20 protein-coding genes, 2 tRNA genes and 1 pseudogene are annotated in these 23341 nt (G+C 41.6%); 22 read left to right on the forward strand and 1 reads right to left on the reverse strand.

What is annotated here, in order from left to right; genetic code table 11:
• The first annotated feature begins 56 nt into the window (after positions 1-56).
• The 16 genes from HMPREF2607_RS02980 to purH all read left to right on the forward strand — a co-directional run bounded on the left by HMPREF2607_RS02980 (position 57) and on the right by purH (position 17614).
• Positions 57-130: transfer RNA gene (locus HMPREF2607_RS02980), tRNA-Ile, on the forward strand.
• Positions 131-134: 4 nt separating this feature from the next.
• Positions 135-222 (forward strand) — tRNA-Ser (locus HMPREF2607_RS02985).
• A 58-nt stretch (positions 223-280) separates the two neighbouring features.
• The gene (gene mreC / locus HMPREF2607_RS02990) at positions 281-1111 is read left to right on the forward strand and encodes a rod shape-determining protein MreC (protein WP_070475763.1); all 831 of its coding nucleotides are present in this window, start codon (positions 281-283) and stop codon (positions 1109-1111) included.
• Between the two features lies 1 nt (position 1112).
• Positions 1113-1637, forward strand: coding sequence for a rod shape-determining protein MreD (mreD, locus tag HMPREF2607_RS02995; protein WP_070475767.1), 525 nt, complete (start codon positions 1113-1115; stop codon positions 1635-1637).
• Positions 1638-1721: 84 nt separating this feature from the next.
• On the forward strand, positions 1722-3221 hold the full coding sequence (locus HMPREF2607_RS03000; protein ID WP_070475772.1) for a PcsB-like coiled-coil domain-containing protein: 1500 nt from the start codon (positions 1722-1724) through the stop codon (positions 3219-3221).
• Positions 3222-3432: 211 nt separating this feature from the next.
• Positions 3433-4398, forward strand: coding sequence for a ribose-phosphate diphosphokinase (locus HMPREF2607_RS03005; protein ID WP_014633754.1), 966 nt, complete (start codon positions 3433-3435; stop codon positions 4396-4398).
• 92 nt (positions 4399-4490) lie between these two features.
• Positions 4491-5666: a pyridoxal phosphate-dependent aminotransferase gene (locus HMPREF2607_RS03010; RefSeq protein WP_014633755.1), complete on the forward strand. Its 1176-nt coding sequence runs from the start codon at positions 4491-4493 to the stop codon at positions 5664-5666.
• Positions 5653-6426, forward strand: coding sequence for a DNA repair protein RecO (gene recO, locus HMPREF2607_RS03015; RefSeq protein ID WP_014633756.1), 774 nt, complete (start codon positions 5653-5655; stop codon positions 6424-6426). The genes HMPREF2607_RS03010 and recO overlap by 14 nt, the downstream gene beginning before the upstream one ends.
• Positions 6427-6637: 211 nt before the next feature.
• Positions 6638-7642 (forward strand): phosphate acyltransferase PlsX, encoded by a 1005-nt coding sequence (gene plsX / locus HMPREF2607_RS03020; protein ID WP_013989885.1) that lies wholly within the window; start codon positions 6638-6640, stop codon positions 7640-7642.
• Positions 7642-7887: a phosphopantetheine-binding protein gene (locus HMPREF2607_RS03025; protein WP_049545080.1), complete on the forward strand. Its 246-nt coding sequence runs from the start codon at positions 7642-7644 to the stop codon at positions 7885-7887. The genes plsX and HMPREF2607_RS03025 overlap by 1 nt, the downstream gene beginning before the upstream one ends.
• Positions 7888-8149: 262 nt before the next feature.
• Positions 8150-8857: a phosphoribosylaminoimidazolesuccinocarboxamide synthase gene (gene purC, locus HMPREF2607_RS03030; protein WP_037599463.1), complete on the forward strand. Its 708-nt coding sequence runs from the start codon at positions 8150-8152 to the stop codon at positions 8855-8857.
• 66 nt (positions 8858-8923) lie between these two features.
• The gene (locus HMPREF2607_RS03035) at positions 8924-12649 is read left to right on the forward strand and encodes a phosphoribosylformylglycinamidine synthase (RefSeq protein ID WP_049545081.1); all 3726 of its coding nucleotides are present in this window, start codon (positions 8924-8926) and stop codon (positions 12647-12649) included.
• Positions 12650-12803: 154 nt separating this feature from the next.
• Entirely contained in the window at positions 12804-14243 is a 1440-nt protein-coding gene (gene purF / locus HMPREF2607_RS03040; protein WP_002889568.1) for an amidophosphoribosyltransferase, read from the forward strand.
• 170 nt (positions 14244-14413) lie between these two features.
• Positions 14414-15436: a phosphoribosylformylglycinamidine cyclo-ligase gene (gene purM / locus HMPREF2607_RS03045; RefSeq protein WP_013989890.1), complete on the forward strand. Its 1023-nt coding sequence runs from the start codon at positions 14414-14416 to the stop codon at positions 15434-15436.
• Positions 15436-15990: a phosphoribosylglycinamide formyltransferase gene (purN, locus tag HMPREF2607_RS03050; protein ID WP_064521107.1), complete on the forward strand. Its 555-nt coding sequence runs from the start codon at positions 15436-15438 to the stop codon at positions 15988-15990. Before purM ends, purN begins: the two co-directional genes overlap by 1 nt.
• Before the next feature lie 76 nt (positions 15991-16066).
• Complete coding sequence (gene purH / locus HMPREF2607_RS03055) at positions 16067-17614, forward strand: bifunctional phosphoribosylaminoimidazolecarboxamide formyltransferase/IMP cyclohydrolase (protein ID WP_064521109.1); 1548 nt, start codon at positions 16067-16069, stop codon at positions 17612-17614.
• 191 nt (positions 17615-17805) lie between these two features.
• On the opposite strand, the gene HMPREF2607_RS03060 is transcribed toward purH, so the two are convergent.
• Complete coding sequence (locus HMPREF2607_RS03060; protein WP_048790888.1) at positions 17806-18645, reverse strand: CHAP domain-containing protein; 840 nt, start codon at positions 18643-18645, stop codon at positions 17806-17808.
• Between the two features lie 306 nt (positions 18646-18951).
• Here HMPREF2607_RS03060 and purD point away from each other — a divergent pair, with 306 nt between their 5' ends.
• From purD to HMPREF2607_RS03085, 6 genes and pseudogenes are all read left to right on the forward strand, one after another.
• Positions 18952-20214: a phosphoribosylamine--glycine ligase gene (gene purD, locus HMPREF2607_RS03065; protein WP_070475776.1), complete on the forward strand. Its 1263-nt coding sequence runs from the start codon at positions 18952-18954 to the stop codon at positions 20212-20214.
• 118 nt (positions 20215-20332) lie between these two features.
• Positions 20333-20395: pseudogene (locus HMPREF2607_RS10710) on the forward strand (phosphoribosylaminoimidazole carboxylase); the annotation flags it as partial.
• Positions 20396-20428: 33 nt separating this feature from the next.
• A complete protein-coding gene (purE, locus tag HMPREF2607_RS03070; protein ID WP_070475779.1) occupies positions 20429-20917 on the forward strand; it encodes a 5-(carboxyamino)imidazole ribonucleotide mutase in 489 nt (162 codons plus the stop codon).
• Complete coding sequence (gene purK / locus HMPREF2607_RS03075) at positions 20904-21995, forward strand: 5-(carboxyamino)imidazole ribonucleotide synthase (RefSeq protein WP_070475782.1); 1092 nt, start codon at positions 20904-20906, stop codon at positions 21993-21995. Before purE ends, purK begins: the two co-directional genes overlap by 14 nt.
• On the forward strand, positions 21996-22946 hold the full coding sequence (locus HMPREF2607_RS03080) for a ketopantoate reductase family protein (protein WP_070475785.1): 951 nt from the start codon (positions 21996-21998) through the stop codon (positions 22944-22946).
• An 8-nt stretch (positions 22947-22954) separates the two neighbouring features.
• Positions 22955-23182, forward strand: coding sequence for a phosphoribosylaminoimidazole carboxylase (locus HMPREF2607_RS03085; protein WP_070475788.1), 228 nt, complete (start codon positions 22955-22957; stop codon positions 23180-23182).
• Positions 23183-23341: the final 159 nt, after the last annotated feature.

The following is a 23341-nucleotide window of genomic DNA, read 5'->3' on the forward strand; positions in this document are numbered from 1 at the left end:
GCGAGTTCGATTCTCGTCACCCGCTTTATTTGGATATTATAGCCAAGCATTTGCTTGGGCGCGTAGCTCAGATGGTTAGAGCGCACGCCTGATAAGCGTGAGGTCGGTGGTTCGATTCCACTCGTGCCCATATTGGAGAATTACTCAAGAGGCTGAAGAGGACGGTTTGCTAAATCGTTAGGTCGGGTAACTGGCGCGGGGGTTCGAATCCCCCATTCTCCGTAGTATTATGACGAATTATCTTTTAGATAATTCGTTTTCTTTTTTTTGAGGTGACAAAATGAAAAATAGTTTTTATCGATTTCTTCTTTATGGGTTTATTATTATTCTATTTTTTGTAATGCTTTTTTCTTTTGTCTTTACTAATAAAAAATTAACCAAGGATATCTCGTCTAATGTTTCGGGTTTTGTTACCAAAGTAGACTCAGTGGCTTCAGTTCCATTTACTGCTTTATCAAAATCTCATAATGTTATTTCTGATCTTTTATCAACTTATAATGAGAATCGAGATTTAAAAAAATCTTTATCTAATTTAGAAAATCAATCATCTATTATTTCTAACTTGCAAGAAGAGAATGATTCTTTAAGAGCTTCGCTTAATCTTTCGGACAAGCTAAGTCGTGATACTGTTCTCACTGCTGAAGTTTCTATGCGACCTTCTGTGACTTGGTTAAAAGAGTTAACGATTAATGTCGGTAAGTCTAAGAATGTTAGTAAATCTATGCTAGCAACTTCTAATGGTGGAGTAATTGGTTTTGTAACTAAGGTATATGATGATACTACTACTATTTCTTTACTTTCTAGTAGTTCTAGTGATAGTTACCTTGCTTCTAGCGTCAAATCAGAGGATGATAACCAGATTTTCGGGATTATATCTCGTTATGATAATAAAAAGAAGCTGTTAGAGATGACACAACTCAATTCATCTTCTAACGTTAAGGTTGGGACTGAAGTAGTTACAAGTGGTCTTGATGATGTATCAGTAAAGGATGTTCCAATTGGTACTGTAGACTCTGTGAGTGATTATGAAGGAAATCGTACGATTTTGGTAAAACCTTATGCTGATTTTGATAAAATTTCTTATGTTACTTTAGTTGGAGATGGTAAATAATATGAAATTGTCCAAGTATTCTATTATTCCTTTCTTGCTTAGTATTGTTCCTTTTCTATGGGATGGTCATATTTCGATGATACTTAATCATTATTTATCTCCTGAATTTTTTCTATCATCTCATCTTTTTATTATTTATATTTTCATCTTAACTCTTGATTTTTCAAATAAGTATTCGTTTCTATACCTTGTTTGTTTTGGATTTCTTTATGATACCTATTATTTCAAAACAGTTGGTATAGTAATTCTAACGTTGCCACTATTATGTTATCTGTTAACTCAGCTAGGTCGAATTGTTAAGAGAAATAACTATGTTGATTTTTTGTTAATGTTTTTATTCTTATTTCTCTTTGATACCATAAATTTTGGCTTTGCCTTATTTTATGGTTTCTCCAATGAGTCTGTGACGGATTTTATTATTTATCAACTAAGTCCTAGTATAGTGTTTAATCTTTTGATCTTTATCTTTATTAAACCTATTCTTGAAAAATTATTTTTGTATCTGTCAGTTGATAGATTTAAATAGAACTGTAATATTGGCGTAACAAAGTTTGCGCCATTTTTTGATACAATTAAAAGGTCTTATCGAAAAGGAGTAGTATTTTATATTATGAAAAAACGTATTCTTTCAGCAGTGTTGGTAAGTGGTGTAACCTTATCAGCAGCTGCATCAGTACATGCAGAGGATTATGATTCGCAAATCGCTGCTGCAGATAACGCAATTAGTAACCTTGCTTCTCAACAAGAGACTGCACAAGCGCAAGTTGCTACAATCCAATCTCAAGTATCTACACTTAGAACACAAAAATCAGAATTGGAAACTAAAAATGCTGAACTTGAAAAAGTATCAGCAGATTTGGAATCTGAAATTCAAGAATTATCAAGTAAAATTGTAGCTCGTCAAGATTCTTTGGCGAAACAAGCTCGTAGTGCTCAACAAAATAATACTGCGACTAGCTACATTAACTCTATCTTGAACTCTAAGTCAATCTCTGAAGCTATTACTCGTATCACAGCTATTTCAAAAGTTGTTACAGCTAATAATGACATGTTGACAAAACAAGAGTCTGATCAAAAAGAGCTTGCTGCAAAACAAGAACAAAACCAAGCTGCTATCAATGAGATTGCAACTAATAAAGCAGAACTTGAAACAACAGAAGCTGGTTTGACAACTCAACAAGCAGAACTAGAAGCAGCACAAGTTACTTTGGCTGCAGAATTGGCTACAGCTCAAGATGAAAAAACATCACTTGTTTCTGCTAAATCAACTGCAGAAGCAGTGGCAGCTTCAACTGCAGCATCAGTTGCTCAGTCTCAAGCAATTGCAGAATCAGAGGCAGTAGCACAAGCAGTAGCATCTTCAGAAGCGGCAGCATTTGTAGCTCAATCAGAGGCGGCAGCAACTTCAGAAGCAGTAGCTCAACCTTCAGAAGCTACTGTTTCAGAAACAGCAACAGCCTCAGAAGTAGCACAAGAACCTGTTTCATCAGAAACTTCAGAAACAACTCAAGAGCCAACTGTTGCAACTTCAGAAGCAACACAAGAGCCTGAAGCACAGCCAGAATCAGCTGCCTCAGAGGCACAACAAGAGCCTGCTGCTCCAGCAACATCTGAAGCACAACCAGAATCAGCTGCTCCTGCAGCTTCAGAAGCACCAGCTCCTGCTAGCGAAGCACCTGCAGCAACTTCAGAAGCACCAGCAAGTCAAGCACCTGCAGCTTCAGAAGCACCAGCTCCAGCAGCTGAAACACCTAAGGTATCAGCTGCCTCAACTCCTAATACATATCCTGTTGGTCAATGTACTTGGGGTGCTAAATCATTAGCTTCATGGGTTGGTAACTACTGGGGTAATGCTAAAAACTGGATTGCTAGCGCACAAGCAGCTGGCCACTCAGTTGGTACAACTCCTGTAGCCGGAGCAATTGCGGTTTGGCCAAATGATGGTGGTGGTTATGGTCACGTAGCTTACGTCACATCAGCATCAAGTGCAAATTCAATTCAAGTTATGGAATCAAACTATGCAGGTAACATGTCAATCGGTAACTACCGTGGTACATTTGATCCAACATCTTCAGCTCATGGTGGTTCTGTATACTATATTTACCCATAATGACTACAAAAAGGCGATTCGAATTTTCTCGAATCGTTTTTATTTTATAGCAAAATGTCTTTACTTTCTGGAATTACTTTTAGACGGGAAAATGTCGAGGTTAAGGTTAAATCTTTTTAGTCTTGTTAAGTTACTGTGACACCATTTATTTTGCATTGAAAATCAATCTAAAAAAAGGTAGAATGGTTTAGTAGATATTTTGGAGGAAATCATGTCTTATACGAATTTGAAGTTGTTTGCTTTATCGTCTAACCAGGAATTAGCAGCAAAAGTTGCTGATAAAATGGGTATTGAACTCGGAAAATCAAGTGTTCGTGAATTTTCAGATGGTGAGATTCAAGTTAATATTGAAGAATCTATCCGTGGTCATCACGTTTTTATTCTTCAATCTACAAGCTCTCCTGTAAATGATAACTTGATGGAAATCTTGATTATGGTTGATGCGCTAAAACGTGCAAGTGCAGAAACGGTCAGTGTTGTTATGCCTTATTATGGTTATGCACGTCAAGACCGTAAGGCACGTTCACGTGAGCCAATCACATCTAAATTGGTTGCTAATATGCTTGAGGTTGCAGGTGTTGATCGACTTTTGACAGTTGACCTCCATGCTTCTCAAATTCAAGGATTCTTTGATATTCCTGTAGACCATTTGATGGGGGCACCACTTATCGCAGATTACTTTGATCGTGCTGGTCTTACTGGAGATGATGTTGTTGTTGTTTCTCCAGACCATGGTGGTGTGACTCGTGCACGAAAACTTGCTCAATGTTTGAAAACACCAATCGCAATCATTGATAAACGTCGTAGTGTTGATAAAATGAACACTTCTGAGGTTATGAATATCATTGGTAACGTTGAAGGTAAAACATGTATCTTGATTGATGATATGATTGATACTGCAGGTACAATCTGTCATGCGGCGGATGCGCTTGCTGAAGCTGGTGCAACTCATGTCTATGCCTCATGTACTCACCCTGTATTGTCAGGTCCAGCACTTGATAATATTCAAAAATCTGCTATTGAGAAGCTTGTCGTATTGGACACGATTTATCTTCCAGAAGAACGTTTGATTGATAAGATTGAACAAATTTCAATTGCTGATTTGATTTCAGAGGCAATTATTCGTATTCATGAAAAACGTCCATTGTCACCTTTGTTTGAAATGGGCCATAAATAGACTAAAGCTAGCCTAGGCTAGCTTTTTTTGGTGTTTAAATGCGTTTGAGTTTTTGATATAATGTAAGGCATAATTGCAAAGAGGTGACAGTGATGGATTTAACACAACGTTTTAATAAAAATTTAGATAAGATTGAAGTTTCGATGATTCGTCAGTTTGACCAATCAATTTCAGATGTACCAGGTATCAAAAAGTTGACACTTGGTGAACCTGATTTTACGACTCCAGATCATGTGAAAGAAGCAGCTAAAGCTGCTATCGATGCTAACCAGTCTCACTATACAGGTATGGCAGGACTTCCTGCTTTGCGTCAAGCTGCGGCAGATTTTGTTAAGGAAAAATATAATCTTACTTATAATCCAGATAATGAAATTTTGGTGACTATTGGAGCTACAGAAGCCCTTTCTGCAACATTGACGGCTATTTTGGAGCCAGGAGATACGATTCTTTTACCTGCACCAGCCTATCCTGGATATGAACCGATTGCAAATCTAGTTGGTGCTGAAATTGTTGAAATTGATACAACAGCTAATGATTTTGTTTTGACTCCGGAGATGTTAGAAAAGGCAATTTTGGAGCAGGGAGATAAGCTTAAAGCAGTTTTGCTTAACTACCCAACTAACCCAACAGGTGTGACTTACTCACGTCAACAGATTAAAGATTTGGCTGAAGTTCTGAAAAAATACGATATTTTTGTTGTTAGCGATGAAGTTTACTCTGAGCTAACTTATGTGGACCAACATGTATCTATTGCTGAGTATTTGCCAGAACAAACGATTTTGATTAATGGTTTGTCTAAATCTCATGCGATGACGGGCTGGCGTATTGGTTTGATTTTTGCACCTGCAGTCTTGACGGCTCAGTTGATTAAGAGTCACCAGTATTTGGTAACAGCTGCAGCTACTATGGCACAATTTGCAGCTATTGAAGCCTTATCTGCTGGTAAAGATGATGCCCAACCAATGAAAGTTGAGTATTTGAAGCGTCGTGATTATATTCTTGAAAAAATGACTGAACTTGGTTTCAAAATTATTAAACCTGATGGTGCTTTCTATATCTTTGCTAAGATTCCAGAAGGCTATACTCAAGATTCCTTTAAGTTCTGTCAAGACTTTGCTCGTGAAAAAGCTATTGCGATTATCCCAGGGGTTGCTTTTGGGAAGTATGGCGAAGGCTATGTTCGTTTGTCGTATGCAGCTAGCATGGATACTATTGAAACAGCTATGGCTCGTTTGAAAGAGTTTATGGAAGAACATGCAGAAGCTTGAGAGTAGAGGGCTTGTCCTCTTCAATCGTAATTATCGTGAGAACGATAAGCTAGTTAAGATTTTTACCGAGCAAGCTGGTAAACGGATGTTTTTTGTTAGAGGTGGTGGGTCAGGTAAATTAAGTGCTGTGATTCAACCTTTAACCATCGCTGAATTCATGATGACTGTAAATGATGAGGGCTTATCTTTCATAGAGGATTATAGCCAGGCAGAGTCCTTCAAGGAAATTACAAGCGATATTTTCAAGCTGTCTTATGCGACTTATTTAGCTGCTCTGACGGATGCTGCTATTGCTGACGGTGTAGCAGATGCACAATTATTTGCATTCTTGGAGAAGACGCTTGAATTAATGGAAGAAGGCTTGGATTATGAAATCTTGACTAATATCTTTGAGATTCAGGTTTTAGACCGTTTCGGTGTACGATTGAATTTTCACGAGTGTGTCTTTTGCCATCGTGTGGGCCTTCCTTTTGATTTTTCGTATAAGTTCTCGGGGCTACTTTGTCCAAATCATTATGCAGAGGATGAAAGGCGTAGTCACTTAGATCCTAATGTACCTTATCTTTTAGATTGTTTTCAGGGGCTTTCTTTTGAGGAATTGAGAAGCATATCTGTTAAGGATGACATGAAACGAAAGCTACGACATTTTATTGATGACCTCTATGATAATTATGTTGGAATACATCTTAAAAGTAAGAAGTTTATTGATAATCTAAATTCTTGGGGTCATATTATGAATAAAGAAGATAGTGCTGACTAGACATTATCTTCTTTTTGTTTCACGTGAAACAGGAAAGTAATGGTTTTCAGTCTCAGGGGTTAAAATGCAAGTCAGTTCGTGCTATAATAAGAAGATAATAAGCTGAAAGACTCTGCTAGAAACAGGGAACTAGTCTATTTTAGTTACATAATATTTTATTGATAGAAATCTGAGTTTATGTTTTATGGCAGAGGACAAGAGGGAGAATGCTATGCATGTAATTGCAGTAGATGCTATGGGTGGCGATAATGCGCCACAAGCAATTGTAGAGGGTGTCAACCAAGCTATAGCAGATTTCAAAGATATTGAAATCCAGCTTTATGGTGATGAAGCTAAAATTAAGACCTATTTGACAGCGAATGAACGTGTGAGCATTGTGCATACTGATGAAAAGATAAATTCGGATGATGAGCCAGCTAAAGCCATTCGTAAGAAGAAAAAAGCTTCAATGGTCTTAGGTGCACAGGCTGTTAAGGAGAAAAAAGCAGGTGCCGTGATTTCTGCGGGAAATACAGGTGCCCTTCTGGCTGCAGGTCTCTTTGTGGTCGGACGTATTAAGGGAGTTGAGCGTCCAGGTCTTATGTCAACAATGCCAAGTTTTACTGGTCAACCCTTTGATATGCTTGATTTGGGTGCTAATGCGGAAAATACAGCTAGTCATTTGCATCAATATGCTATTTTAGGATCTTTCTATGCTAAAAATGTGCGTGGAATTGCCAACCCTCGTGTAGGTCTCCTTAATAATGGGACTGAGGAAACAAAGGGGGATAGTCTTCGTAAGGAGGCTTTTGAACTCCTATCTAAGGAGCCAAGTATTAACTTTGTTGGTAATGTTGAGGCGCGTGAAATTATGTCAGGAGCTGCTGATGTAGTAGTCGCTGATGGTTTCACAGGAAATGCAGTTCTTAAGGCAATTGAAGGAACGGGACTTGGTGCCATGAAGACTCTTAAGTCAGCTATCATGAATGGTGGTCTTAAAGCTAAGTTAGGTGCCTTCCTATTGAAGGATAGTCTAAAAGGTATGAAAGAGACTATGGATTACTCTAGCGCCGGAGGTGCGGTTCTCTTTGGTCTTAAAGCTCCCGTAGTAAAATGTCATGGATCTAGTGATGCTAAGGCAGTTTACTACACTATTAAGCAGGTTCGTACGATGCTTGATACTAAGGTTGTTGAGCAGCTAGTTGAAGCCTTTAGTCCGAAAGAGGAGGCTAACTGATGAGTAGAGTAGAAATTCTTCAGAAAATGCAGCTCGTGATTCAAGAGCAGATGGGTAAAGAGGACATTGTTTTAACCGAAGACACCAAATTAGATGACTTGGGTGTGGATTCAATAGAGCTTATGGAATTCATTATTAATTTGGAGGATGAGTTTGCTCTTGAGATTTCCGATGATACTATTGACCATATGGTTAAGGTAGCTGATTTGTTGGACTATTTGTCTGAGAAATTGAATAAAGAATAAGAAAGCTAGAGTTAGATAAGAGTATAATAGTTGTGTATTATATGATTGTTATTTTGTGGGAGTGAGGCAAGAAACTAAATGTTATATGGATTTAGTTCTGTCACACTCCTTTTTTCTATACATTTTTTATTAGGAAACTCTAAAAAACAATCAAAAGACGAACGTTGTTTTTTTACTAAAGTAATAAAGTTTGCTATATATTGGTTTTTGGATTCTGGTGTGGTATAATTAGAAAGAATAAACTTGAAAGGCGAACAATACCATGTCAAACCAACTAATTTATACTGGTAAAGCTAAAGATATTTATAGTACAGAAGACGAAAATGTGATTAAGTCGGTCTATAAGGACCAAGCAACTATGCTTAATGGTGCTCGTAAGGAGACTATTAAGGGAAAGGGTGTGCTAAATAATCAGATTTCGTCTCTTATTTTTGAAAAATTGAATGCTGCGGGTGTAGCTACTCACTTTATCGAACGTATTTCTGACACAGAACAACTCAACAAGAAAGTGAAAATCATTCCTTTGGAGGTTGTTCTTCGTAACGTGACTGCGGGTTCTTTTTCTAAACGTTTTGGCGTGGAAGAAGGTTTGGACTTGAAAACTCCTATCGTTGAATTTTACTATAAGAACGATGATTTGGATGATCCATTCATCAATGATGAGCATGTGAAGTTCTTGGATATTGCCAATGATGAACAAATTGCTTATATCAAGGAAGAAACGCGTCGTATCAATGAATTGCTGAAAGATTGGTTTGCACAAATTGGTCTTCGTTTGATTGACTTCAAATTGGAATTCGGTTTTGATAAGGATGGCAAAATTATCTTGGCAGATGAATTTTCACCAGATAACTGCCGCCTTTGGGATGCTGAAGGGCACCATATGGACAAGGATGTCTTCCGTCGTGATCTTGGTAGCTTGACAGATGTTTATGAAGTTGTATTGGAAAAATTACAAGGATTGAAGTAGCCTTTTACAAATAGAATACTTGGTCTTCACTACAATCTTTAAGTAGAAATAGATAAAGGAAATAAAATGGATAAACGTATTTTCGTTGAGAAAAAAGCTGATTTTCGTGTGAAATCTCACTCTTTAGTAAAAGAATTAAAGCATAATCTTCAGTTGAAAACTTTGAATGATCTTCGTATTGTTCAAGTTTACGATGTCTTTAATTTGGCAGAGGACTTGTTTGCGCGTGCGGAAAAACATATTTTCTCTGAGCAAGTGACCGATACTGTTTTGGATGAAGCCGCGGTTAAGGCTGATCTTGAGAAGTATGCTTTCTTTGCTATCGAAAGTTTGCCTGGTCAATTTGACCAACGTGCGGCATCTTCACAGGAAGCTTTGCTTTTGCTTGGTAGTTCAAATGATGTAACGGTGAACACAGCGCAACTTTACTTGGTTAACAAGGATATTGATGCGAATGAGTTGGAAGCTGTCAAAAACTACCTCTTGAACCCAGTGGATTCTCGTTTCAAAGACATCACTGTTGGCATTGCTAAACAGGATTTCTCTGAGTCTAACAAGACCATTCCAAGTTTGGATTTCTTTGAAACTTATACGGCAGAAGATTTTGCTAAGTATAAGGCAGAGCAAGGATTGGCAATGGAAGTGGATGACCTTCTATTCATTCAAGATTACTTCAAGTCTATTGGTCGTGTGCCAACTGAGACTGAGCTTAAGGTGTTGGATACTTACTGGTCTGACCACTGTCGTCACACAACTTTCGAGACTGAGTTGAAAAACATCGACTTCTCTGCTTCTAAATTTGAAAAACAATTGCAAGCGACTTATGACAAGTATATTGCCATGCGTGATGAGTTGGGACGTACCGAAAAACCTCAAACCTTGATGGATATGGCGACTATTTTTGGTCGTTATGAGCGTGCCAATGGTCGTTTGGACGACATGGAAGTGTCTGATGAAATCAATGCCTGCTCTGTTGAAATTGAAGTGGATGTCAATGGTGTGAAAGAGCCATGGCTTCTCATGTTCAAGAACGAAACCCACAACCACCCAACGGAGATTGAACCATTTGGTGGTGCAGCTACTTGTATTGGTGGAGCCATTCGTGACCCATTGTCAGGTCGTTCATACGTTTACCAAGCCATGCGTATCTCAGGTGCTGGTGATATTACAACACCAATTGCTGAAACTCGTGCTGGTAAATTGCCACAACAAGTGATTTCTAAAACAGCGGCTCACGGTTATTCTTCATACGGTAACCAAATTGGTCTTGCAACAACCTATGTTCGTGAATACTTCCACCCAGGTTTCGTTGCTAAGCGTATGGAGCTAGGTGCCGTTGTCGGTGCGGCTCCTAAGGAAAATGTTGTCCGTGAAAAACCTGAAGCAGGTGATGTGATTATCTTGCTCGGAGGTAAGACTGGACGTGATGGTGTCGGTGGTGCGACAGGTTCTTCTAAAGTTCAAACGGTTGAATCTGTTGAAACAGCTGGTGCTGAGGTTCAAAAAGGGAATGCCATCGAAGAACGTAAGATTCAACGTCTTTTCCGTAATGGGGATGTGACTCGTCTGATCAAGAAATCAAATGACTTTGGTGCTGGTGGTGTCTGTGTGGCTATCGGTGAATTGGCAGATGGTCTTGAAATTGATCTAGACAAAGTACCATTGAAATACCAAGGTTTGAACGGTACAGAAATTGCCATTTCTGAATCTCAGGAACGTATGGCTGTAGTGGTTCGTCCAGATGATGTAGACGCTTTTGTTGCTGAATGTAATAAAGAAAATATTGATGCTGTTGTCGTTGCGACAGTGACTGAAAAACCAAATCTTGTCATGCACTGGAATGGCGAAACCATCGTTGATTTGGAACGTCGTTTCCTTGATACAAACGGTGTGCGTGTGGTTGTAGATGCTAAGGTGGTTGACAAGGATGTTAATCTTCCAGAAGAACGCCAAACCTCTGCCGAAACCCTTGAAGCTGATACTCTTGAAGTTTTGGCTGACCTTAACCATGCCAGTCAAAAAGGTTTACAAACCATCTTTGATAGCTCAGTTGGTCGTTCAACAGTCAATCACCCACTTGGTGGTCGCTACCAAATCACACCAACTGAAGCTTCTGTACAGAAATTGCCAGTCCAACATGGTGTGACAACAACTGCTTCTGTTATGGCGCAAGGGTTCAACCCTTATGTAGCAGAATGGTCTCCATATCATGGTGCTGCTTATGCGGTCATCGAAGCAACCGCTCGTTTGGTTGCTGCTGGTGCAAACTGGTCTAAGGCTCGTTTCTCTTATCAAGAATACTTCGAGCGTATGGATAAACAAGCAGAGCGTTTTGGTCAACCAGTATCAGCTCTTCTTGGATCCATTGAAGCTCAGATTCAACTTGGGTTGCCATCTATCGGTGGGAAAGACTCTATGTCTGGTACCTTTGAAGAATTGACAGTACCACCAACTTTAGTTGCTTTTGGTGTCACAACTGCAGATAGCCGTAAGGTCCTTTCTCCAGAATTTAAAGCTGCTGGTGAAAATATCTATTACATCCCAGGTCAAGCTTTGGCACAAGAAATTGACTTTGATCTTATCAAGTCTAACTTTGCTAAGTTTGAAGCCATCCAAGCTGATCACAAAGTGACAGCAGCATCAGCTGTCAAATATGGTGGTGTCCTTGAAGCTCTTGCCCTTGCAACATTTGGGAACCATATCGGTGCTAACGTCGAATTAGCTGACCTTGACACCAGCTTGACAGCCCAATTGGGCGGATTCATCTTCACATCGCCTGAAGAAATTGCAGGTATTGCCAAGATTGGACAAACAGAAGCTAACTTTACACTTACTGTCAATGGTGTAACGCTTGATGGACACAAACTTGACAGTGCCTTCCAAGGTAAATTGGAAGAGGTTTATCCGACGGAATTTGCACAAGCAACTGAGTTGGAAGAAGCACCTGCTGTGGCATCAGATGCTGTTATCAAAACTAAAGAAACAGTTGAGACACCAGTGGTTTACATCCCAGTATTCCCAGGTACTAACTCTGAGTACGATTCAGCTAAGGCCTTTGAAAAAGAAGGTGCAAAAGTCAACTTGGTACCATTTGTCACACTGAATGAAGAAGCAATTGTCAAGTCCGTTGACACCATGGTTGACAATATCGAAAAAGCTAATATTATCTTCTTTGCAGGTGGCTTCTCAGCAGCCGATGAACCAGATGGATCAGCTAAATTTATCGTTAACATCTTGCTCAATGAAAAAGTACGTGCAGCCATTGATAGCTTCATCGAACGTGGTGGTTTGATTATCGGTATCTGTAACGGGTTCCAAGCTCTTGTCAAATCAGGTCTTCTTCCATATGGTAACTTTGAAGATGCAAGCAGTACTAGTCCAACCCTCTTCTACAATGATGCCAACCAACACGTGGCTAAAATGGTTGAAACACGTATTGCCAACACGAACTCACCATGGCTTGCCGGAGTAGAAGTTGGTGACATCCATGCCATCCCAGTATCACATGGTGAAGGTAAATTTGTCGTGACAGCTGAGGAATTTGCAGAGCTTCGTGACAATGGTCAAATCTTTACCCAATATGTTGACTTCGAAGGTAAACCAAGCATGGATTCAAAATACAATCCTAACGGATCTGTGAATGCTATCGAAGGTATCACAAGCAAGAATGGTCAAATTATTGGTAAGATGGGTCACTCAGAACGTTTCGAAGATGGTCTCTTCCAAAATATTCCAGGAAATAAAGACCAACACCTCTTTGCGTCAGCGGTTAAATACTTTACTGGAAAATAATAGAGTGCCAAGTGTACTCAGTAATGATATTTTTCGATATGCAGTGATTATAAAGAGCTTGAAACCTTAAGTTCCAATTAGTGAAATGAGAGGCTAGAAACAGTTTTTCGTTCGCCTTGCATAAGGAAAATATCAAAAATAAAAGGTATAAAAAATGACATACGAAGTTAAATCTCTTAATGAAGAATGTGGTGTTTTTGGTATCTGGGGTCACCCAGATGCTGCCAAATTAACTTATTTCGGACTTCACAGTCTCCAACACCGTGGTCAAGAGGGAGCAGGAATTCTCTCAAATGATGCGGGTCAATTGAAGCGTCATCGTGATATGGGGCTTCTCTCAGAAGTTTTTCGTGATCCAGCCAACTTGGACAAGCTAACTGGAACAGCTGCTATCGGTCATGTTCGTTATGCGACTGCTGGTGAAGCTTCTGTAGACAATATTCAACCTTTCTTGTTTAAGTTTTATGACAATCAGTTTGGACTTGCCCACAACGGGAACTTGACTAATGCAGAGTCACTTAGACGTGAGTTGGAAAAAAATGGTGCAATCTTTAACTCGACTTCTGACTCAGAAATTTTGGCCCACTTGATTCGTCGTAGCCACAACCCATCCTTCATGGGTAAGGTGAAAGAAGCCTTGAACACTGTTAAAGGTGGATTTGCTTACCTCCTCATGCTTGAGGACAAGCTCATTGCAGCCTTGGATCCAAATGGTTTCCGTCCCCTTTCTATTGGTAAGATGGCCAATGGAGCTATTGTGGTTTCATCTGAAACCTGTGCCTTTGAAGTGGTTGGAGCAGAGTGGATTCGCGATGTGAATCCAGGTGAGGTTGTTATCATCGATGATAATGGCATTACTTACGATAACTATACAACGGACACCCAATTGGCTGTTTGCTCAATGGAGTATATTTACTTTGCCCGTCCTGATTCAAATATCCAAGGGGTCAATGTCCATACAGCTCGTAAACGTATGGGTGCTCAATTGGCACGTGAATTCAAACATGAAGCAGATATTGTAGTTGGTGTGCCTAATTCATCACTTAGCGCAGCCATGGGATTTGCAGAAGAATCAGGCTTGCCAAATGAAATGGGCTTGATTAAAAACCAATACACTCAACGTACCTTTATCCAACCAACACAAGAATTACGTGAGCAAGGGGTTCGTATGAAGCTCTCTGCCGTATCAGGTGTTGTTAAAGGCAAACGTGTGGTTATGATTGACGATTCTATTGTACGTGGGACGACCTCACGTCGTATCGTTAATTTGCTAAAAGAAGCAGGAGCAACAGAGGTTCACGTAGCAATCGGTAGTCCAGCCCTTGCCTATCCATGTTTCTACGGTATCGATATTCAAACACGTAAGGAATTGATTGCGGCCAATCATACAGTTGAGGAAACACGAGAAATCATCGGTGCGGATAGCTTGACTTACTTATCAATTGATGGCTTGATTGATTCTATTGGAATTGACACAGATGCACCAAACGGTGGCCTTTGTGTGGCTTACTTCGATGGTAAATATCCAACACCATTGTACGATTACGAAGAACGCTATTTGGAAAGTTTGAAAGAACACACTTCTTTCTATTAAGAGTAGTCTAGAAGGAAAAAAGAGTAAAAAATTATGTCTAAAAATGCTTACGCTCCACGTCTAACTACTGACTAAAAGCTAAAGCATTTGTCAGTAGACGCTTTGCCCTATGGAGTCAAAGCTGGAGACCTGACTAGTATTTTTCTCGAAAAAAGAAAAGGAATAAACAAATGACAAATAAAAATGCGTATGCCCAATCGGGTGTGGACGTTGAAGCAGGTTATGAAGTTGTTGAACGTATCAAAAAACATGTTGCCCGTACAGAGCGTGCAGGTGTCATGGGAGCTCTCGGTGGCTTCGGTGGTATGTTTGACCTTTCAAAAACAGGTGTCAAAGAGCCCGTTTTGATTTCAGGTACAGATGGTGTCGGTACTAAACTCATGCTTGCTATCAAGTACGATAAACACGATACTATCGGTCAAGACTGTGTGGCTATGTGTGTTAACGATATTATCGCTGCAGGTGCTGAGCCCCTTTACTTCCTTGACTACGTAGCAACTGGTAAAAATGAACCAGCTAAATTGGAACAGGTCGTTGCTGGTGTGGCTGAAGGTTGTGTGCAGGCTGGTGCCGCCCTCATCGGTGGTGAAACTGCTGAAATGCCTGGTATGTACGGTGAAGACGACTATGACTTGGCTGGTTTCGCAGTAGGTATCGCTGAAAAATCACAAATCATTGACGGTTCAAAAGTGGCTGAAGGTGATGTGCTTCTTGGACTTGCCTCAAGCGGTATCCACTCAAACGGTTACTCACTCGTGCGTCGTGTCTTTGCGGATTACACAGGTGAAGAAGTTCTCCCAGAACTTGAAGGCAAAAAACTTAAAGACGTTCTTCTTGAACCAACTCGTATCTACGTCAAAGCGGCTTTGCCACTCATCAAAGAAGAATTGGTTAACGGTATTGCCCACATCACAGGTGGTGGTTTCATCGAAAATGTACCACGTATGTTTTCAGATGACTTGGCTGCTGAAATTGACGAAAGTAAAGTCCCAGTTCTTCCAATTTTTAAAGCCCTTGAAAAATATGGTGAAATCAAACATGAAGAAATGTTTGAAATCTTCAACATGGGTATTGGTCTCATGCTTGCGGTTAAACCAGAAAATGTTGAACGTGTCAAAGAACTTCTTGACGAACCTGTTTATGAAATTGGTCGTATTGTGAAGAAAGATGGCGCAAGTGTGGTGATTAAATAATGGCTAAAAGGATTGCTGTATTTGCCTCTGGCAACGGCTCAAACTTCCAGGTGATTGCGGAACAATTTCCAGTAGAATTTGTCTTTTCAGATCACCGGGATGCCTATGTTTTAGAACGTGCTAAGAACCTTGGTGTGGCTAGCCATGCCTTTGAACTCAAGGAATTTGACAATAAAGTGGATTATGAAGAAGCTATCGTCAAACTCTTGGATGAACACCAGATAGATTTGGTTTGCTTGGCCGGTTATATGAAAATCGTCGGTCCAACCTTGCTGGCAGCTTATGAGGGCCGTATCCTCAATATTCACCCGGCTTATCTTCCTGAATTCCCAGGTGCTCATGGTATTGAGGATGCTTGGAATGCAGGTGTTGACCAGTCTGGTGTGACTATTCACTGGGTGGATTCTGGCGTTGATACCGGTAAGGTCATCAAACAAGTCCGTGTGCCACGCCTTGAAGGTGATACCCTTGATACTTTCGAAACTCGCATCCACGAAACAGAGTACAAGCTCTATCCAGAAGTGTTGGATAGTTTGGGAGTTGCACGAAAATAAGAAAGCCCTAGAGCTGAAAGATAATTTTCGACTGTAGCAGATAAAGAACTTTTTTAAAAAAAGGAAAAGAAAGAAAATGACTAAACGAGCACTTATTTCAGTCTCAGACAAAGCGGGCATCGTTGAATTTGCCCAAGAACTCAAAAAATTAGGTTGGGACATCATCTCAACAGGTGGTACTAAAGTTGCCCTTGACAATGCTGGGGTAGACACTATCGCCATCGACGATGTGACTGGTTTCCCAGAAATGATGGACGGTCGTGTAAAGACTCTCCACCCAAATATCCACGGTGGTCTCCTCGCTCGTCGTGACCTCGATAGCCACCTTCAAGCGGCTAAAGACAATAATATTGAACTTATCGACCTTGTTGTGGTAAACCTTTACCCATTCAAGGAAACGATTCTTACACCAGACGTAACTTACGCTGATGCGGTTGAAAACATCGATATCGGTGGGCCATCTATGCTTCGTTCAGCAGCTAAAAACCACGCTAGCGTAACAGTTGTGGTAGATCCTGCTGACTATGCTGTTGTGCTTGACGAATTGTCAGCGAACGGCGAAACAAGCTACGAAACTCGCCAACGTTTGGCAGCGAAAGTATACCGTCACACAGCTTCATACGATGCTTTGATTGCGGAATACTTCACAGCTCAAGTGGGTGAAACAAAACCTGAAAAACTCACTTTGACTTATGACCTTAAGCAACCTATGCGTTACGGTGAAAACCCTCAACAAGACGCAGACTTCTACCAAAAAGGTTTGCCAACGGCTTACTCAATTGCTTCAGCTAAACAGCTTAACGGTAAAGAATTGTCATTCAACAATATCCGTGACGCTGATGCCGCTATCCGTATCATCCGTGATTTCAAAGACCGTCCAACAGTTGTGGCTCTCAAACACATGAACCCATGTGGTATCGGTCAAGCTGACGACATCGAAACAGCTTGGGACTATGCTTATGAAGCTGACCCAGTGTCAATCTTCGGTGGAATCGTAGTCCTCAACCGTGAAGTTGACGCTGCGACAGCTAAGAAGATGCACGGTGTCTTCCTTGAAATCATCATTGCACCAAGCTACACAGACGAAGCGCTTGAAATCTTGACAACTAAGAAGAAAAACTTGCGTATCCTTGAGTTGCCATTTGATGCTCAAGACGCTAGCGAAGTGGAAGCAGAATACACTGGTGTTGTTGGTGGTCTCCTCGTTCAAAACCAAGACGTTGTTAAAGAAAGTCCAGCTGACTGGCAAGTGGTTACTAAACGCCAACCAACTGAGACAGAAGCGACAGCTCTTGAGTTTGCTTGGAAAGCTATCAAGTACGTCAAATCAAACGGTATCATCGTGACTAACGACCACATGACACTTGGTGTTGGCCCAGGTCAAACCAACCGTGTGGCTTCAGTCCGTATCGCCATTGACCAAGCTAAAGACCGTCTTGATGGTGCTGTTCTTGCTTCAGATGCCTTCTTCCCATTTGCGGATAACGTGGAAGAAATCGCTAAAGCAGGTATCAAAGCAATCATCCAACCGGGTGGATCAGTCCGTGACCAAGAGTCAATCGAAGCTGCTGATAAACATGGTTTGACAATGATCTTTACAGGCGTTCGTCACTTCCGTCACTAAGAATTTACAAAGCATCCAAGAATTTGGATGTTTTTTAGATTCCTTAAGTTTCCTTTAAGCTCTCCAAGTTATACTAATACTATCCTAAAAAACTTTTCTTTTTCATAAATCTCCTAAGAGCTCAGCACCCACTGGGCTTTTTTATTTCAGTGCATCAAAAAAACAACCGTTCTCACGATTGTTCAATAGATTTAAACCTTTTCAAGGACAGACTGGGTTACCCAAGTCTTGCGATTTCCGATTTGGACGAGGATGCCATCGCTAGGTGGGTCAATGGCTAGCACTTTGAAGTTACCTGGAATAGTAAAGGTCTCACCAGGATTGAGGTACTGGTCTGAAGTTGGATTGCCTTGTCCATCAACTTCAAGAACGGGTCCAGGGTCAACGATATTGTGTTTGGTTGGTGTGCCTCCAGCTAAATCTTGGCTGGTGATGGTATTTCCTGACACAGACGTGACACGGAATGTTCCTGTGAAGCGCACTGTATCACCAACTTTGATAGAAGAGTTAGTAGAATTTCCATTTTGAGCTCCTGGTTCGAGGTCCTTAAAATGGATATAGCCAGACACTTGACTCTTATGGAAGCTACGTTTGTGGTATTTCTCAGGACCTTGACCCGCATCGTAGTTGTACTCCTCAATAGTGACCTGATCACCATGAACTTCCGCAACCCAAGCGACATGTCCCATGTGACCAGCTCCATTGACCCCAGCTGAGAACCAGGCGATGCTCCCTACGGCAGGATTCATGTCTACACGGTGACCATTGGCACGTGCGATGCTGCCCCAAGTGATGGCATTTCCATACCCTACAGGCAGAGTGAAACCATTGGTGTTACTGAGACGATAGGCTGCGAAGGACGTACATTGACGCCAGTACATGGTCCATGGATCAACACCGAAGCCCCCATATTTCCAAGAGGAAGGGTAGTCATCACCGAGGACAGCCGCCTGAGCAGAGCTGCCACACGAAACCGAAACAGTCGCTAGACAAGCTAGCGGTAAGAGACAATATAGTAATTTTTTCTTCATTTTAACCTCCACCTACCTATTCGCAGTTTTTCAGGAAAATGAAGATATTTTTGCGTTTAAGCCTCACTTAAGCTGCTCAGGATATACTATCATCAATCCTAAATAACTTTTTTCATTTTCATAATCTCCCAAGAGGTGGTCCAAGTGGCCGCCTTTTTTATGTCCAAATTTGGATACATACCCATATCTCCGAACAAATATGTTATAATGGTTATGTATAATTCGTGAAAATTGCTAATTTTTCCGAATGATTGTCGTTAACGGGCATTTGCCCCTAGTCTTATTTGATATTGAGGTATCTTTCAAATGAAACTTTTGGTTGTTGGTTCTGGTGGTCGTGAACATGCGATTGCCAAGAAATTATTGGAGTCTAAGGATGTTGAGCAAGTTTTCGTGGCTCCTGGTAATGACGGGATGACATTGGACGGTCTTGATTTGATCAATATCGGAATTTCCGAACATTCTAATCTAATTGACTTTGCAAAGGCGAACGATATTGCTTGGACCTTTATCGGTCCAGATGATGCCCTTGCGGCTGGTATCGTGGATGATTTCAATGCAGCTGGTCTTAAGGCTTTTGGTCCGACCAAGGCTGCGGCTGAGCTAGAGTGGTCTAAGGATTTCGCTAAGGAAATCATGGTCAAATACGACGTTCCGACAGCAGCCTATGGCACATTTTCAGATTTCGAGGAAGCCAAGGCCTACATCGAGGAAAATGGTGCTCCAATCGTCGTCAAGGCAGACGGCTTGGCCCTAGGTAAAGGTGTCGTCGTTGCTGAAACGGTTGAGCAAGCCGTCGAAGCTGCTCACGAGATGCTTTTGGACAATAAATTCGGTGATTCAGGTGCGCGTGTGGTCATCGAGGAATTTCTTGACGGGGAAGAGTTTTCTCTCTTTGCCTTTGTTAATGGTGACAAGTTCTACATCATGCCAACGGCTCAGGACCACAAACGTGCTTATGATGGGGACAAGGGCCCTAACACTGGTGGGATGGGTGCCTATGCGCCGGTTCCTCACTTGCCACAGAGCGTAGTTGACACAGCGGTTGACACTATTGTCAAGCCAGTCCTTGAAGGTATGATTAAAGAAGGTCGTCCTTACACTGGTGTTCTTTACGCTGGTCTTATCTTGACAGCTGACGGCCCTAAAGTCATCGAGTTCAACTCACGTTTTGGCGATCCTGAAACGCAAATAATCTTGCCTCGTTTGACTTCTGATTTTGCGCAAAATATCACTGACATTTTGGATGGTAAAGAGCCAACTATCACTTGGACGGATAAGGGTGTGACACTTGGTGTGGTTGTAGCCTCAAACGGCTACCCACTCGCTTATGAGAAGGGTGTCAAGCTTCCAGCCAAGACAGAGGGTGACATCATCACTTATTATGCAGGAGCGAAATTCGCTGAAAATGGGAAAGACCTTCTTTCAAACGGCGGACGTGTCTACATGCTTGTCACAACAGCAGACACCGTCAAAGCCGGCCAAAACATCATCTACAACCAACTCAACAAACAAAACACAGAAGGCCTCTTCTACCGAAATGACATTGGTAGCAAAGCTAACAAATAATTGGCGACCGTAGGTCGAAAAAGGCGAGCGAAAGCGAGCTAATGAGCGACAATCACCACTGTTGTGAAAAAACGATTGGCTAACACAGCCAATCGTTTAGGGAAATCGGAAGACTTAAGGCTTCCGATTTAGGCATGAGACACCTTCGGTGGCTGCTGCCGTCCCTCACAACCTAAGGTGATTGTCAAAAAAAGGAAGAAAAAGGATATTAACTATGAAACCAGTAATTTCCATTATCATGGGCTCAAAATCCGACTGGGCAACCATGCAAAAAGCTGCTGAAGTCCTCGACAACTTCGGCATCGCTTACGAAAAGAAAGTTGTTTCCGCACACCGTACACCGGACCTCATGTTCAAACATGCGGAAGAAGCACGTAGCCGTGGCATCAAGGTCATCATCGCAGGTGCTGGTGGCGCTGCTCACTTGCCAGGGATGGTTGCTGCTAAAACAACCCTTCCAGTCATCGGTGTGCCAGTCAAATCACGTGCCCTTAGCGGTGTAGATTCGCTCTATTCTATCGTTCAGATGCCGGGTGGTGTACCTGTCGCAACCATGGCTATCGGTGAAGCGGGTGCGACTAACGCTGCCCTCTTTGCCCTCCGTCTCCTATCAGTAGAAGACAAGACCATTGCGGATGCGCTTGCTAACTTTGCTGAAGAACAAGGAAAAATCGCAGAGGAGTCTACAAATGAGCTCAACTAAAACCATTGGTATCATCGGTGGTGGCCAGCTCGGTCAGATGATGGCTATCTCAGCTATCTACATGGGCCACAAGGTTATCACCCTTGATCCTGCATCAGATTGTCCATCTTCTCGTGTGTCTGAGGTTATCGTGGCACCCTATGATGACGTAGATGCCCTTCGTCAGTTGGCAGACCGCTGTGATGTTCTCACTTATGAGTTTGAAAATGTCGACGCTGACGGCCTTGACGCTGTTATCAAAGAAGGACAGCTCCCACAAGGAACAGATTTGCTTCGCATTTCGCAAAACCGTATCTTTGAGAAAGACTTCCTCTCAAACAAGGCTCAAGTGAGAGTTGCACCTTACAAGGTCGTGACATCTAGCCTTGATTTGGAAGATATTGACCTTTCTAAAAAATATGTCCTCAAGACTGCGACAGGTGGTTACGATGGCCATGGTCAAAAAGTCATCACGTCAGCTGACGATTTGGAAGAGGCAAATGCCCTTGCTAACTCGGCCGAGTGTGTCTTGGAAGAGTTCGTTAACTTCGACCTTGAAATTTCAGTCATCGTGTCTGGTAACGGCAAGGACGTGACGGTTTTCCCAGTTCAGGAAAATATCCATCGCAACAACATCCTCTCTAAAACTATCGTGCCTGCTCGCATTTCTGATAGTCTAGCTGAGAAAGCTAAAGCTATGGCCGTGAAGATTGCTGAGCAACTTAACCTCTCTGGTACCCTCTGTGTGGAGATGTTTGCGACAGCTGATGACATCATCGTCAACGAAATCGCACCACGCCCACACAATTCAGGACACTACTCAATCGAAGCTTGCGACTTTTCACAGTTTGACACGCATATCTTGGGCGTTCTCGGAGCACCACTTCCAGCAATCCACCTCCATGCGCCTGCTGTTATGCTCAACGTCCTCGGCCAACACGTCGAAGCAGCTGAGTGTTATGTCACAGAAAATCCAAGCGCCCACCTCCACATGTATGGTAAACTAGAAGCGAAGCACAATCGCAAAATGGGGCATGTGACTTTGTTTAGTGATGAACCAGACAATGTGGATGAGTTTGGGAAAGGAATTGATTTTTAGGTGAGAATAGCAATCCTAGGACTCGGAGTTATCGGGACTACTTACGCTTACGCTTTTCAAAAAGCAGGCCATCAAGTAGAACATGTAATGAGAGATAGTAAGAAAAACAATGTTCCCCAAAAACTCTCGGTTGATTTGCTAGATGGTCGCTATTATTCCAAAGGTGAAAACAAGCATGATACCTATGATGTTCATGTGGCAGAAGCTCATTTGGAATATGATTTTATTTTTCTCAGTGTGCGTCATGGTTTTGTCAAAGAAGCCGTGGAAACCTTGCGAAAAAATAATATCAAAGGCACCCTCGTTTTCTTCTGCAATTTCTGGAATACTCGAAAAGAGGTCCAAGAGTGGGCAGGAGATTACGACTATATTCTGGCTTTTCCGACAGCGGGCGGTCATATGCAGGAGGACCATTTGGATGGTGTCTTGTTCGACCATTTAATGCTAGAAGGTGAGCAAAAAGCAGACATTTCTAACTATGCTGATCTGACAGATTTATTGACTTCTGCAGATTTGAAGTGGGAAGTTCCTCATGATATGGTCGAGTGGATTTGGATTCACATGGCGATTAATGCGGGTGTTACTTCGACAGCTGCACGTTCGGGAAATCTGGAAAACCCAGAAGAACTGGCTCTGAATTTGATGAATAGTTCTTCGGAATTATCATTGGCCATCAAGGCCATTCGAGAGGCTTTGAAAGTTGTAGAAGCACGTGGTGTAAATTTGAAGCTTTACAAAGCCGAACTCTTGCCATACAAAATTCCCGCTTGGATTGCAGGAAAAGCCATGAAAATCATGTTTGCGAAAAATGAGCTGACACGAAAAATCATGACCTTACACAATGATAAACAGGACATCTTCTATTGTTGTCAAAGTGTCTATCAGACCGGTCAGGAATTAGGCGTTGAGATGCCCATTATGGAAGCAAATATGAAGGGAATTTCGATTTAGGAGGTTTTATGATTCAACTCATCGTCAACGCATTTGTTGAAAAAGATAAGACTGGAGCAGTCGTCGAAGTCTTGTATGCTAGTAGCAATCACGAAAAAGTGAGAACTAAGTATGAAGAGTTGATTGCTCAATATCCTGAAAACTATTTAGCTATCTATGATTTGCCGATGGATACTGATTTGAATACAATGGATCACTATCCATCAGTGTGGATTGGGAAAGAAGAATTTGAATAAGGTAATTTTTAGTTGATAAACCGATGTTTCACGCCGTGGGGAAAGCGTAAGCGACGGAAATTTTGAGACTTCAGGCTCAAGATTTAGTCATGAGATTCCGAAGGAAGCTGCTGACGTCCGCCCTACTTAAGTGAAACATCAAAAGAAAGGAAAAGAAAA

Origin of the sequence: Streptococcus sp. HMSC078H03 (genome assembly GCF_001808655.1) — a bacterium.
GTDB lineage: Bacteria > Bacillota > Bacilli > Lactobacillales > Streptococcaceae > Streptococcus > Streptococcus salivarius_G.

Bases quoted from the DNA above. Each gene is read 5' to 3' on its own strand.
- purE (WP_070475779.1), top strand. From the start codon at position 20,429: ATGAAACCAGTAATTTCCATTATCATGGGCTCAAAATCCGACTGGGCA.
- purF (WP_002889568.1), top strand. From the start codon at position 12,804: ATGACATACGAAGTTAAATCTCTTAATGAAGAATGTGGTGTTTTTGGT.
- recO (WP_014633756.1), top strand. From the start codon at position 5,653: ATGCAGAAGCTTGAGAGTAGAGGGCTTGTCCTCTTCAATCGTAATTAT.
- HMPREF2607_RS03025 (WP_049545080.1), top strand. From the start codon at position 7,642: ATGAGTAGAGTAGAAATTCTTCAGAAAATGCAGCTCGTGATTCAAGAG.
- mreC (WP_070475763.1), top strand. From the start codon at position 281: ATGAAAAATAGTTTTTATCGATTTCTTCTTTATGGGTTTATTATTATT.
- purD (WP_070475776.1), top strand. From the start codon at position 18,952: ATGAAACTTTTGGTTGTTGGTTCTGGTGGTCGTGAACATGCGATTGCC.
- plsX (WP_013989885.1), top strand. From the start codon at position 6,638: ATGCATGTAATTGCAGTAGATGCTATGGGTGGCGATAATGCGCCACAA.
- HMPREF2607_RS03010 (WP_014633755.1), top strand. From the start codon at position 4,491: ATGGATTTAACACAACGTTTTAATAAAAATTTAGATAAGATTGAAGTT.
- HMPREF2607_RS03085 (WP_070475788.1), top strand. From the start codon at position 22,955: ATGATTCAACTCATCGTCAACGCATTTGTTGAAAAAGATAAGACTGGA.
- HMPREF2607_RS03005 (WP_014633754.1), top strand. From the start codon at position 3,433: ATGTCTTATACGAATTTGAAGTTGTTTGCTTTATCGTCTAACCAGGAA.
- HMPREF2607_RS03060 (WP_048790888.1), bottom strand. From the start codon at position 18,645: ATGAAGAAAAAATTACTATATTGTCTCTTACCGCTAGCTTGTCTAGCG.
- HMPREF2607_RS03000 (WP_070475772.1), top strand. From the start codon at position 1,722: ATGAAAAAACGTATTCTTTCAGCAGTGTTGGTAAGTGGTGTAACCTTA.
- purN (WP_064521107.1), top strand. From the start codon at position 15,436: ATGGCTAAAAGGATTGCTGTATTTGCCTCTGGCAACGGCTCAAACTTC.
- HMPREF2607_RS03035 (WP_049545081.1), top strand. From the start codon at position 8,924: ATGGATAAACGTATTTTCGTTGAGAAAAAAGCTGATTTTCGTGTGAAA.
- purM (WP_013989890.1), top strand. From the start codon at position 14,414: ATGACAAATAAAAATGCGTATGCCCAATCGGGTGTGGACGTTGAAGCA.
- purK (WP_070475782.1), top strand. From the start codon at position 20,904: ATGAGCTCAACTAAAACCATTGGTATCATCGGTGGTGGCCAGCTCGGT.
- purH (WP_064521109.1), top strand. From the start codon at position 16,067: ATGACTAAACGAGCACTTATTTCAGTCTCAGACAAAGCGGGCATCGTT.
- mreD (WP_070475767.1), top strand. From the start codon at position 1,113: ATGAAATTGTCCAAGTATTCTATTATTCCTTTCTTGCTTAGTATTGTT.
- purC (WP_037599463.1), top strand. From the start codon at position 8,150: ATGTCAAACCAACTAATTTATACTGGTAAAGCTAAAGATATTTATAGT.